Source organism: uncultured Bacteroides sp., assembly GCF_902472605.1.
Taxonomy (GTDB): Bacteria; Bacteroidota; Bacteroidia; order Bacteroidales; family Bacteroidaceae; genus Phocaeicola.
In genome coordinates this window covers 1-13706 of the sequence record NZ_CABROP010000026.1, presented here as the reverse complement: position 1 = coordinate 13706, position 13706 = coordinate 1, and the positions used below count along the sequence as shown (strand labels likewise).

General features: G+C 49.1%; 8 protein-coding genes. 6 read left to right on the top strand and 2 right to left on the bottom strand.

Annotated features, from left to right (window positions below; translation table 11 throughout):
• Nucleotides 1-4 precede the first annotated feature (4 nt).
• A complete protein-coding gene (locus tag RDP42_RS07605; RefSeq protein WP_308763206.1) occupies nt 5-1279 on the bottom strand; it encodes a PAS domain-containing sensor histidine kinase in 1275 nt (424 codons plus the stop codon).
• Complete coding sequence (locus RDP42_RS07600; protein ID WP_308763205.1) at nt 1276-2643, bottom strand: sigma-54 dependent transcriptional regulator; 1368 nt, start codon at nt 2641-2643, stop codon at nt 1276-1278. The genes RDP42_RS07605 and RDP42_RS07600 overlap by 4 nt, the downstream gene beginning before the upstream one ends.
• Nucleotides 2644-2857: 214 nt before the next feature.
• On the opposite strand from RDP42_RS07600, the gene RDP42_RS07595 reads away from it, so the two are divergent.
• The 6 genes from RDP42_RS07595 to RDP42_RS07570 form a co-directional block, all read left to right on the top strand.
• On the top strand, nt 2858-4291 hold the full coding sequence (locus RDP42_RS07595; protein WP_308763222.1) for a TolC family protein: 1434 nt from the start codon (nt 2858-2860) through the stop codon (nt 4289-4291).
• Nucleotides 4292-4303: 12 nt separating this feature from the next.
• Nucleotides 4304-5554, top strand: a complete 1251-nt coding sequence (locus RDP42_RS07590; protein WP_308763204.1) for an efflux RND transporter periplasmic adaptor subunit — start codon at nt 4304-4306, stop codon at nt 5552-5554.
• 218 nt (nt 5555-5772) lie between these two features.
• Entirely contained in the window at nt 5773-6726 is a 954-nt protein-coding gene (locus RDP42_RS07585) for a tetratricopeptide repeat protein (RefSeq protein WP_308763203.1), read from the top strand.
• Nucleotides 6727-6767: 41 nt separating this feature from the next.
• The gene (locus RDP42_RS07580; RefSeq protein ID WP_308763202.1) at nt 6768-9086 is read left to right on the top strand and encodes an FtsX-like permease family protein; all 2319 of its coding nucleotides are present in this window, start codon (nt 6768-6770) and stop codon (nt 9084-9086) included.
• Nucleotides 9087-9196: 110 nt separating this feature from the next.
• Nucleotides 9197-11575, top strand: coding sequence for an FtsX-like permease family protein (locus RDP42_RS07575; RefSeq protein ID WP_308763201.1), 2379 nt, complete (start codon nt 9197-9199; stop codon nt 11573-11575).
• A 39-nt stretch (nt 11576-11614) separates the two neighbouring features.
• Nucleotides 11615-13706, top strand: a 2092-nt coding sequence (locus RDP42_RS07570; protein WP_308763200.1) for an ABC transporter permease, incomplete at its 3' end; no start/stop codon positions are given.

Sequence of the window (13706 nt, the reverse complement as noted above, 5' to 3'; positions counted from 1 at the left end):
TTGATTATACGGCGGGGAAAGAGAGGCGGAAACAGCTTCCTTTCCCCGCTGTGCTTTGTACACTGATTTGTCCGCCGTGCAGGCTGACAATCTGTTTGCAGAGGGTGAGTCCGATGCCCGAACCGTTGCTTTTGGTGGTGAAGAAAGGGACAAAGATACGCTCTGTTACCTCCGGCAGCATGCCTTCCCCGTTGTCACGGATTTCGAAGACCAGCTCCTGCGCATGAGCTTCCACGCGGACACGGATATCCGGATGCGTCCGATGGGCACAAGCCTCGCGGGCGTTCTTCAGCAGGTTGATGAACACCTGTTCCATCTGTGTGCGGTCGGCCAGCCATTTAAGGGGAGAAGACGGGTATTCAAAATGAAATTCCGGGTCCGGATAAAGACGCTGTAAGTCATTGAAAAATTCTTTCACGGAAATTTCTGCTTTCACCGGAGCGGAAATGCGGGTCAGTTTCCGATAGTTCTCCACAAACTCCAGTAATCCTTTTCCCCGGCGGTAGATGACTTGCAATCCTTGCTGCACGTAGGTGCGTGTACGGGCATCGTTGGGGTGTTCCTGACTCCGTTCGTTCAAGGTGTCTGCCAAGGAAATAATCGGAGTGATGGAATTCATGATTTCATGCGTCAGCACCCGTATCAGTTTCTGCCAGGCTTCCATTTCCTTGTATTCCAAGGCCCCGTGAATGTTTTTCAGGCTGATCAACCGGCAGGTCCGTCCTTGCAGCTGAATGTGCGTGACGGATAGGGAGAGGTCAAAAGTGGCATTTCCCTTTTGCAGGTGGGCTACCTGCCGATTTTCCTGAATGGCGGTACTGATTTCTTCCGGCAGAAGGGCACAATGCCCCCACAGTTCACGGGCCGCCTTGTTCATCCATTCTATCCGGTTGTCCCGGTCGGCTACAAGAACGGCCGTATCCACCTTGTTCAACAGCATTTCATAGTATTGGTGCTTCACCTCCTCATCCAATATGCGGGTGCGAAGATTCTTCAGCGCCAGTGAAAGGTCGTCGGCCAGTTTCTGCATCTGCGGATCGGCAAAAGGCGCACAGACCCGTTGCCCCAGGTCATTCTGCTTCATACATTCCACGAGGCGACCCATGGTTTCGGTCTGACGCATCTGGATGCGGTATAAGTGATAGCAGATGCCCACCAGCAACAGTCCACAGATAATGCTGCAGAACAAAAGTTCATGCTGGATGGCCAGCACGCCTGCGATGATGCAGAGGACTAAGCCCGCAATGTGCAATATGAGGTGGTATCCATACGTTTTCATAAGCCCCATTTTTCCAGTTTCCGATACAATGCAAAACGCGTAATTCCCAACAGTTCGGAGGCCTTGCTCATGTTTCCTGCACTTATTTTCAAGGCCCGTTCAATCGCATTCTTTTCCAGTTTCTCCAGATTCAGTTCTTCCGCCAGCGCTTGCGGACGAGGCGTATTTCCCTGCGGAAACAGGAAGTCATCCGGCTTCAGAAGTCCGTTTTCACTCAAGATGACGGCCCGTTCCACGGTGTGCTGCAATTCGCGCACATTGCCCGGCCATTCATATTTCAAGAGTTTGTTTTTTGCCTCACGCGTCAGTCCCTTGATTTCCTTGCGGTATTTCCGGTTGTACTGACTTAAGAAATGCATGGCCAGTAGCAGGATGTCTTCTCCGCGTTCCCGGAGGGGAGGAATGTGCAGTTCCACGGTATTGATGCGGTAGAGCAAGTCTTGTCGGAATTTCCCTTCCGCCACCAGCTGGTGCAGGTTGGCGTTGGTGGCACAAATTAAGCGGACATCAATGTGTATCGGACTCACTGCCCCCAGGCGGGTGATGCACTGCTTTTCGATGGCCGTCAGCAACTTGGCCTGCATGGGCAGGGACAGGTTCCCGATTTCATCCAGAAACAACGTACCCCCCGAAGCCGTTTCCATTCTGCCCGGTTTCGCTTTCCGGGCATCCGTGAAAGCACCCTTTTCGTACCCGAACAATTCACTTTCGAACAGCTGTTCCGGGATACTTCCCAAGTCGATGGGAATGAACACCTGCTCCCGTCGGGGCGAGAAGAAGCGCAGCATGCGTGCCGCCAAGTCTTTTCCCGTACCGTTTTCTCCCAGTATCAGCAGGTTGGCATCCGTATCGGAGAGCTTGTAGATGGTTTCTTTCACTTTTTGCATGGCCGGAGAGTCGCCAATCAGTTCCGGAAGCGTGTCGTCTCCTTTCAACGCCTGCACTTCATTCTGCAACCGTCCGACTTCCTGACGGGAACGGCTCAGCTTGACCGCAGACGACAGGGTGGCCAGCAATTTCTCTTTCTCCCACGGCTTGGAAATAAAGTCGGTAGCTCCGGCTTTGATGGCCTGTACCGCCTTATCGGTATCCGCATACGCCGTCATGAATACCACTACCGCCTGCGGGTCGAGGTGAAGAATCTGTTTCAGGTAATCCAGTCCTTCCTGCCCGCTGATGGCATCCCGTTGGAAATTCATGTCGAGCAGAATCACGTCGGGGTGGAAAGTCGTCATGAAATGGGTAATCCGGGAAGGTTGCGTAGTGACCCGTATTTGTTCAATATAAGGCTCCAAGAGCAGGTTTAACGCGAAGAGCACGTCTTCGTTGTCGTCAATGATGAGTATTTTTCCTTTTTCTTCCATACAATATCAAGGTGTCTTTCGCAAAGATAATGCTTTTTTGCTTGTGCTGTATGTGCACTTTCGCACGCTTTTTGTGCGAATGCGCACATGAAATAAATTTGTCCATTCTTCCTATCTTATGCATAATCAACGTGTTATCCGAATGGCACGGTTTTTGGAACTAAAAAAGCAGATCACTATGCGTATGAAGATGGAACACAAAATAGGATTACTTATGGCTTGTCTGCTTTTCTGTGGACAAACCGTGTGGGGCGAGAAGCTGACACTGCAAGAGGCCATCCGGATGGCACAGGCCAGTTCTCCGGAGGCCGAAGCTGCCCGGCATACTTATCGGGCGGCGTACTGGAGTTACCGTTCGTTTCGGGCAGACTATCTGCCTGAGGTGAGTTTGTCGGCATCTCCTTATCTGAACCGGCAGATTAACAAAGTAACCCAGCCCGATGGTACGGAATTGTTTCTCCGCCAGAACCAGTTGGCTACCGACCTGACGCTTTCCGTCAGCCAGAACGTGTGGTTTACAGGAGGTAACTTTTTCATGCAGACGGCTGCCCAGCGCATGGATGAACTGGGTGAGAAAAGTACGGCCTATAACACCCAGCCCTTTACGATAGGTTACCAGCAGTCGCTCTTTGGCTATAATTCCTTGAAGTGGAACCGCCGCATTGAACCGGTCCGTTTTCAGGAAGCCAAGAAAACCTATGCCGAGACGCTGGAGCTGATTGCTTCGAAAACCTGTGAACTGTTTTTCGCGTTAGCCGCAGCCCAGTCCGATATGGAGATTGCCCGTGCCAACTATGCGTCTGCCGATACCTTGTATCGCTATGCCCGCGGACGGTATCGCATCGGCAACATTACGGAGAACGAGATGTTGCAGCTGGAGGTGAACAAGTTGACCGAGGAGACCAACCTGATGAAAGCCCGTATTAGTGTGGAAGACGCGATGCTTACTTTCCGTTCTTTCTTAGGTATCCGGGAGGAAGAAGAGATAGAGGTGATTCCGCACGACAGTGTGCCGGCTTTTGAAGTACCTTTGGACAAGGCACTGGAACAGGCTCATCTGCACAGTCCGGAAATCGAGACCTACCGGCGGAGGCAGTTGGAAAGCCGCAGCCAGTTGGCTTCCGCCCGTGCGAGCCGGGGATTGAAGGCAGATTTGTATCTTCAGTTCGGGCTTTCGCAGACGGCCGACCGGCTTCGGGATTCCTATCGTAATCCCCTCGACCAGCAATACGTGAGCCTGTCGGTAGTGATTCCGATATTGGACTGGGGAAGAGGAAAAGGAAAGGTACGTGTGGCCAAATCGAACATTGAACTGGTCAAGACGCAGGTGGAGCAGGGCATGAACGACTTTGAACTGAACGTACGGCAGATGGTGCGGCAGTTCAATCTTCAGGCGCGGCAGGTGGAAGTCGCTTCCCGTACCGATGAAACAGCCCGTCGGAGGTATGAAGTGGCCCTCCGCCTTTACCTGATGGGCAAATCGTCGGTGCTCGATTTGAATGCGGCCACCACCGAGAAAGACACCTCCCGGCGCAATTATATCGAGGCCCTGAAAACCTACTGGATGCTGTATTACGGACTCCGCAGCCTGACGCAATATGATTTTTACCGGAATTGTCCGCTGACTGAAACTTTACCTGAAATATAACACAAACCGATTATGGATATACAATTGAAAAAGAAACCCTGGTACGTGCGCTATCGTTTTTATCTGGCAGGCGGCGTACTTCTGCTGGCCGGACTGATTTATGTGATTATACTGGCCTCCGGTCCGCAGCGCTTACGCATTGAGGCAGACTCCGTGCAACTGGCCGAGGTGAAGCAGGCCCCTTTCCGTGAATACGTGGACGTGGAAGGAGTGGTGCATCCCATCCTGACCTTGATGGTCAATGCCCGCGAGTCGGGTAATGTAGAGCGTATCGTGGCCGAGGAGGGCAGTTTGCTGCAGCAGGGAGACACCATTTTGGTCTTGACCAATCCCAACCTGTTGCGTGAGATAGACGACCAGCGGGATGAATGGGAAAAGCAGCGCATCTCTTATCAGGAGAAATCCCTTGAGATGGAACAGAAAAGTCTGACCCTGAAACAGCAGACACTGGAGGCTGCTTACGAACTGAACAAGATACGGAAAAGCTTTGCCTTGGAGCAGGAAGAATACCGCATGGGCATCCGCAGCAAGGCGCAGTTGGAAGTGTCGGAAGATGAGTTCCGTTACAAGACGGCCTCTACCCAGCTGAAGATGCAGAGCCTGCAGAGCGATTCGGCCATGACGGTCATCCGCAGGGAACTGTTGCGCAACGACCGGGAACGGGAACAGAAGAAGCTGGAGCGTTCCTTGGAGCGGATGGAAGAGCTGGTGGTACGTGCGCCGTCGGATGGGCAGCTTAGTTTTGTGAAGGTCACATTAGGGCAGCAGGTGGCAGCCGGAGAGAATCTGGCGGAAGTGAAGGTCATGTCGCAGTTCAAGGTGCATGCTTCCCTGAGCGAATATTATGTGGATAGGGTAACGGTAGGCTTGCCGGCATCTGTGACTTACCAGGGAAAACGTTATGCCTTGAAAGTGAGTAAGGTGGTGCCGGAGGTGAAAGACCGCACCTTTGATGTGGACTTGGTCTTTACGGGAGAAATGCCCGAGAATGTCCGTCTGGGAAAAAGCTTCCGGGTACAGATCGAGTTAGGACAACCGGAACAAGCTTTGGTGATTCCACGCGGTAATTTCTATTCGCAGACCGGCGGTCAGTGGATTTACAAACTCAATGCCGACAAGACCCGGGCGAGAAAGGTTCCGGTGGTCATCGGGCGCCAGAACCCCCTGCAATACGAAATCACCGAAGGTTTGCAGCCCGGCGATTGGGTGATTACCACAGGATATGATAACTTTGGCGACGCGGAAGAGCTGGTGTTTAAGTGAATGAACCAGATGCTTCCACCTGCTTCCAGTACTTCCCCGGAAGTACCGGAGTACTGCCTAAGAAGTACTGGAGTACTTTCAAGGGAGTACTGGAGTACTGACAGGGAAGTACTGAAAACGATTAAAGTGAAGAATTACAGAAAGTTGGGAAAATAATAGTGAATATTGGAAACAATGACTCTCCGGAGTATCCTATAGTAGAATATAATTATTGATTTATGAAAGGGAAAATAAAACATATAACTATTGCTTTGGGAATCTGTCTTTTGTTGGCAATGATTGTACTGGGGCTTAAAAACCGTAATACTATATATACTTGGTTTTTGGGAGATGTCCAGACGCTTTACATGCAGGCAGACAGTTTGTACAGACAGAAAAAATATGAGGACGCCGCGACACTGTACTCAAAACTGGCAAGAATTGACAGTGCAAAGCGTTGCCAGTTTATTTTAGGTGACATATATTATCAGGGGAAGACAGGGGTAAGGAATTACAAAAAGGCCATGAAATTATTTCTGAAATCGGCAGATAACGGCAATGCAGATTCTCAGAACAATTTAGGCTATATGTATGCGTATGGCATAGGAACCGACATCGACTATTCTAAAGCCAGAAAATATCTCAGTCTGGCTGCTTTGCAAGGACATTCCCAAGCACAAGTGGGATTGGGCAGCCTTTACAGGCATGGCTGGGGAGTCACCAAGAGCTATTCGGAAGCGTTCAAGCTGTATAAAAGGGCTGCTGCGTATAATAATACGGACGCAATGAACAATCTGGGCTATATGTACACTTTCGGTTACGGAACTTCAACCAGTGTGGGCGATGCCATATACTGGTTTGAAAAATCTGCTTCAAGAGACAATGTTTCCGCATTGTTTAATCTGGCTGTGTTTCATATAGAAGGGCATGGATACCCCAAAGATTTATCGAAAGGAGCTGAACTTCTTTCAAGGGCGGCCGAATTGAATTCTCCCGCGGCGCAGTTCAATCTGGGATTGATGTACTATTTCGGAAAAGGTGTTGAGAAGGATTATGCCAAGGCAAAACATTTGTTCCAACAGGCTTCTGCCCAAGGACATAACCATGCGTTGGAGTTTCTCATGAAGGTGGAGAATAAGGAGAAGTTTTCTGAAATCGATTCAATTTATGATTGGAAATTGAAGGCGATATAATGTGGTATTAAAAATACCTGATTTTATAATTGTTGACACGAATGAGTGAAAAAGATATGATTGCACATTACCTGAAAATAGCTTGGCGTAACTTGCTGAAATACCGTATGCAGACTGTGGTCAATGTCATAGGTCTGGCGGTGGGGTTTGCATGTTTCGCATTTGCCAATCTTTGGATGCGTTACGAATCTTCTTTCGACAGCCGTTACGACGCAGCCAACCGCATGTACCTGATTTATACTGAAACTTCCATGGAGGCTGGAGGTATATCATCGCACGTGCCTTATCCTGTCTCCACGCTGTTGAAGAAAGAATTTCCTGAAATAGAGGCGGCTTGTGCCTTTACCCGCTATTCGACAGCTGAGTTGAGATTGGAAGATCAGCCTGCTTTGGAGGCCGTTAGTATGATGTTGGATTCCTGTTTTATGGATATGTTTGATGTTCGTGTGCTGACGGGTACTTATGATTTCTTTTATTCCGATGAAAAGGTTGCTCTGACAGAACGGATGGCCAGGAAGCTGTTTGGTACAACGGATGTGCTGGGCCGCACCGTAACCTGTAATGATAAGGAATCTACCGTTTGTGCCGTGGTAAGTGATTTGTCTCACAGTAACTTTTCGTTTGATTTTATTCATGAAGGAAGTTATTTCCGTAGATGGCAGGATGTATGGTACAACGGAGGATTTGAGGTGGTGGTCCGTCTTGCTCCGGGTGTTTCTTCTCAGTCGATGGAAAAGAAGTTTCGTGCCTATGCCGGGAAAGTGGATGATTTGAATAGCAAAATGATTGGCCGACTCCGCCTGATGCCTCTTTCCGAAGTCCGTCAAGCCTCGTTTAACAAAGATCGTCTCGTTAGCTTTTTCTATCTGAGACTATTTGCGGCAGCTGGAGGGCTGGTTATTCTCTGTTCGTTGTTCAATCATCTTGCCCTTTTCCTTTCGCGAATGGAAATCCGTCGTCGTGAACTGGCGTTGCGACGCGCATGCGGGTCTTCCGGAAGGGGACTGTTTGCCATGCTCACTACCGAGTACTCATTGCTTATTCTGTTGTCAGGTTTTTTCGGTTTTGTATTGGTGGAGTTGCTATATCCTTTATTCCAGCGGCTTTCGGGAGTGGAAGGCAGTGTGTACGGCAATTCACTGCTGTACTTCCTGATTGTGCTGCTGCTTTCGCTGCTGCTGTTGTTACCTTTTGTTTTCCGTTATTCTTCCTTGCGTCCGGAACGCAGAAAGTCGGGACAGCAAATGAAGGTGATGGTAGGAATACAGCTTTTCATCAGTCTGCTGGCCATTTTCAGCACAGTGGTATTGATGAAACAATTGAATTATTTGCGACAGACTGATTTGGGCTGGGAGCGTCATAATCTTGCGGCCTTCACCTTTGTCTATCCTGACACCTCAAAGGATGAAATCGTAGGGCATGTGCGCCAGATGCCTTTTGTCCGTCAGGTGCTTACCGGCTATTGGGGACTTCTGCCCGAAGGAGCCCGGGGAACTGTTACCATTGATTGGGATGGAAAGCCATCTGACTGGAAAATGCAGGATATACGCATGGCTTGTATGGACGATACGTTGGCAGCGTTCTATGATATTCAGCTGGCAGCTGGTCAATTTATTCGGCAGGATGGTGGAGACAATCAGGTAATGCTGAATGAATCGGCTGTCCGGGCTATGGGGGTAACCCATCCTGTGGGGATGGTCATAACCTATAGTCAGGAACAGAAGGAGAAGGCTACTGTAGTCGGGGTAGTGCGTGATTTTCATATTACAGCCCCTACCGTTCCAGTACAGCCTACACTTTATGTGAATAGATCTGGCTGGATGAACGGAAATCATGTTCTGATAAAATATCACGAAGGAAGCTGGCCTGAACTTCGTCATCGGGTAGACAGTATTTTTGCCAGCGACTATCCCGAAGTAAAATATAACCTGGTAAATGTGATGGATGAATATGATACTTATCTTAAGTCTGAAAATCTGCTGATGCGTTTGCTCGCTTTTGTTTCCACGGTCTGCATTCTGATGTCTGCTTTCGGGATTTTCTCGATGGTTACCTTGAACTGTGAACGCCGTCGCAAGGAGATGGCTATCCGTAAGATAAATGGGGCACGGGTAAAAGATATCTTAGGACTCTTTGCACGCGAATATCTGTGGCTGTTGGGCATTGCTTCTGCCATTGCTTTTCCTGTGGGTTACATACTGATGAAACGATGGCTGGAGAATTATGTAGAACAGGTTCCTTTGTCGTGGTGGCTTTATATGGTCATTTTCCTTTGCATGGCGCTGATGATAGCCCTTTGTATCAGCTGGCGTATCTGGCGGGTAGCGAAGGAGAATCCGGCAGAGGTGGTAAAGAGATAGTGATAGTCTATTGTCAGTTATCACATTGTGCTGGCAGGTGAACAAAGCCTCTCGCATCAATCTGCGTGAAGTAATGAAACATGAATATAAACTGAATAAATAGAAAGACTATGTGGTTACATTACCTGAAAATAGCCTGGCGTAACTTGCTGAAATACCGTATGCAGAGTGTGGTCAGTATTTTAGGACTGGCTGTGGGCTTGGCATGCTTTGCCCTTTCTGCCTTCTGGATACATTATGAGATGACGTACGATACGTTTCATCGTGATGCAGACCGTCTGTATCTGGTTGGAGTGAATGACGATAGTTTCGGAGGTTTTTCCGAGAGCTTCACGCCTTATGCCTTGGGACGTTACCTGAAGGAACATTATTCGGAAATTGAAGATTACTGTTTGTTTGAGGCAGAAACTTTTTTTGTGTTGAAAGACAACCGGATGCTGGAGTTGCCCATGCTTCTGCCCGATACTACCGCCTTGCGGATGCTGGACTTCCGTACCTTGGAGGGGGATGAAAGTTTTCTTCGTGCCGGTACCACAGATAGCCGTATTGCCATTACGGAGAAGACCGCAAAACAGCTGTTTGGCACTACGGATGTGATTGGCCAAACCGTGACCAATGCCAACTGGAACAAGGAATATACCATTGGCGCTGTAGTGAGCGACTGGGGAGCGCACACCAATTTCCCCTACGCCTTTCTGGGCAACGGAAGCGGACGGACAGGCTGGGACGATTATACTTACCGGACACTTGTCAAAGTGAAGCCAGGTACGGATGTCTCCCGATTGCTGGAGAAGATGAATGCCCACTTCCCCGAAGAACTGACCAAAAGCAGGTTTCAGGAGAACACGGGACTGACACGTTTCTACCTGGAGCCGCTGACGGGCCTTCGTGCCACGGAAGGTTTCATCCTTAAAAACAACCAGACAGTGCAGTTCCGTTATATTACCTGGTTTGCTGCTGTAGGTGGACTTATTATCGTTTGTGCCTTTATCAATTACCTGACGATTTATATCGACCGTTTCCGTACGCGCAGAAGAGAAATGGTGTTGCGGCAGGTTTGCGGGGCAGGACTGCGTTCGTTGGTTACTTTGCTTTGTACTGATTTTCTGCTGACAGTCCTGGCGGCCTTGGTCGTGGGGATGGTATTGGTAGAGTTGCTGATGCCGGTCTTCCTCCGGTATGCGCTGATTCAGGATGCTGACTTTTCGAACTACCGTTCAATCTTGTTCTACATCCTGTCGGTATCGGTCGTCATGATGGCCATCGTGGTGCTGTGGGTATGGCTGTTTCAGAAGCGGTCATTACATGGAAATATGCATACGGGTAATGCGCTTTCGGGTATCGCTTGGCGGAAAGGAAGTGTCATTCTCCAGCTGACGGTCTGTATGGCTTTCATCTTCTGTGCGGTGGCCATGCAGCTGCAACTGCACCATTTGCGGAATGTGGATACAGGCATGGACTATCGCGGACGGGCAGCCGTCAGCATTTGGATGAATGTGGACATGAACGTATGGGCCGAGAAAATCAAGGCTTTGCCGATGGTGACGGAAGTGATACGCCCGGTTTACTGGCCGTTGTTGGGTATGGGAGCTTATTCATCGTCCTTGATAGATGGAGGAACAGGTATGGAAGGCCGTTTGAAGGAGCCTTTGTCTTTTGATGAAGTGTTGGCAGGTGAAGACTTCTTCCGTTTTTACGGTATGCAGCTGTTGGCAGGCGAGTGGGTGTCGGAAAAGTCGGATTATCGGCAAGTGAACATTCTGGAAAGTACGGCCCGCCGGATGGGTTGGACTCCTGAAGAAGCTGTAGGCAAGCAGCTGTTTTTTGTTGATCGTAGGACAGAGCCGATGACCGTTATCGGGGTGGTGAAAGACTGTGCTTATAAATCGCCTACTGAGAAACTTCCCTGCACGATGTTTGTCAACACCGACCGGGTGGAGTGGATGCATGCCCGCTGTTTTGTCCTTTTTAAATACCGTCCGGGAACGTGGGACGAATGTCGCCGTCGCATTGAAGAGATGCAGCGTGCCGAGCTGCCCGACCGTAAGCTCTTTCTCTATAGTGAAGAAGAACGTTACAACGATTATCTGAAGTCGGAAGATGCCTTGTCGTCATTGCTTGGGTTCTCATCGCTGGTGTGTATCTTCATTTCGATATTTGGTATCTACTCGCTGGTGACATTAGCTTGCGAGCGGCGCCGTAAGGAGATAGCTATCCGCAAGGTAAACGGAGCTACGGTGAGGAATATCCTTGGGATGTTTTTCGGGGAATATGCTTTGCTGTTGGTCGTTTCTTCGCTGATTGCCTTCCCTGCTGCCTGGTGGGTGATGAGACGTTGGATAGAGCACTATAACCGTCAGGTGGAAATCGGATTCCTTCCATTTCTGCTGATTTTTGTCGGTGTTGCCCTTTGTGTAGTGGCTTGTATCGGGCATCGCATTTGGAAAACGGCAAATGAGAACCCGGCAGAGGTAATAAAGAGTGAATGATATAAAAGAATGATATAGAAAATAAGAAAAGAAAACAATATGAACACACTACGCTACGCTTTACGTTTCCTGCTCCGTGCACGGACGTACACCCTGATTAATCTGTTGGGACTGGCTTTCAGTCTGGCTTGCTGCATTATTTTACTCCGATACATCCATCGGGAACTGACGGTCGATACCCATTGTGTGGACCGGGAAAATGTATATGCCGTGCAAGTGAATGTGTCGGGAGGGGTATATTGGGGCTCTTATGCAGCTTATCGGAATGACAGTGTACTGATTGCTCCAGAACTGATAGAAACGAAATGTAGTTTTGTTCCGTTGGAGAATGATTTTCTGGTCAGTGAGGGACACCGTTACCGTTGCGATGCCCTTGCTACGGACAGCACGTTTTTTCAACTGTTCTCTTATCCGCTGATACAGGGAGAAAAGAATCTGACTGATCCTTCTTCAGTGGTACTGACCCAATCGTATGCACGGGAGGTTTTTGGGTCGGACAACCCTGTCGGAAAGACAATCACTTATTCCAACGGACAAGAATATGTGGTGAAAGGAGTGATTGGCTCTCCTACCAACAAGACCTGGCTGAATTTCGATTTGCTTCTGGCAAATACTTCTTCCAATAGGTGGGAGAAGATGCCGTTGGATTTGTATCGTTTTGTGCCCGGAGCAGATATGAATAAGCTTAATCAAGTAGGGAAACATCCACGCAGCCTGAATCCGCACTATCCGTCGGATACACGGGTGTACACCTTTCGTTTCGTACCTTTGAAAGAATGTTACTTTTCCAAGTTGGAAATAAGGGAACAATCACCTATTTATGTATGGGGAGATTGGGGACAGTTGCAGATATTCATGGGTATTTGTGTGTTGCTGCTGGTTACCGGATTGCTGAACTTCATCAACCTTTACATGATTTTTATGCTCAAACGCACGCACGAATATGGTATACGCCGGGTGTTTGGAGCAGGAAGAGGAGCTGTCTTTGCACAGATTTTTGCCGAGAACTTTCTGCTTTCCGCTTTGGCGGTGTTGCTTGCGTGGGTATGCATTGAACTGACCCGGGTACCTGTGTCCCGCTTTTTCGGGTTTGATTTCCCCTATACTGCTTTCGATGGGTGTTTGTCCTTGGTGTTACTTGTATTTCTGCCGCTGGTAGCCTCGCTTTATCCGTATTTCCGTTTCACGCGTATCTTGCCTTCCGTCGGCATCCGTTTGGTGAGTACGGCCGGGCAGTCGGTACGGGCGAGAATGGGACTGCTGGTGTTGCAGTATGTACTTACCTTGATATTAGTGGTTCTGGCATTTTATTTTAACCGTCAGCTTGATACTTTGCTGCATACAGACCCGGGGTATCGTACGGAGAATATTTTGGTGGCGCATCTGGCACACGAGTCGAAGGATTTCTCTTCTTATCGGAGCCCGGAAGACATACAGGCACGCATGCAGCGAGTGAAACAGCTTGATGCCAAGATGAAAGCTTGCCCTGATGTTGAGTATTGGGTAGCGGATCAATCTGCACTGACCTCCAGTGATTTTGGAATGAAGTTTATAGGAAACAATGAGCGTACGGCTTTTTTGTATATGTGGTATGCCACTCCTTCTTTCTTCCGGCTTTATGAATTGCGTTTTGTGGAGGGAGCGCTTCCCTCAATGGAAGAGGAAGAAGACGGGGAAGAGGAGTATTATGTGGTGAACCGTGCGGCACTGAAGGCGTTGGGGTATGATTCCTGTCAAGGAGCTACATTGATGTATGAAGATGATAAGATGAGGGCTCAAAACCCGGAAGCGCATCCTATTGTGGCGGTCATCGACGATTACTATGATGGACATATCAGTGCGGGGGTACATCCGATGGTATTTGTGGTGCGAAATAGTTTTTCCGGTGATCTTTATACGTTGTCATTCCGTCCGGGACGTCTGGCTGCGGTGATAGATTACTTGAAAAAAGTGGAACGTGAGGTGTATGGTACCGAAGAGTTTGAATATACGTTGTTTTCCGATCAGGTGAAACAGATGTATGCGGCAGACCGTCGGCTGGCAGTGCTTTACACTTCGTTTGCCTTTGTCGCCATCGTCATTTCCTGTCTGGGGTTGTTCGGCATTTCCTTGTTCGACATCCGCCAGCGTT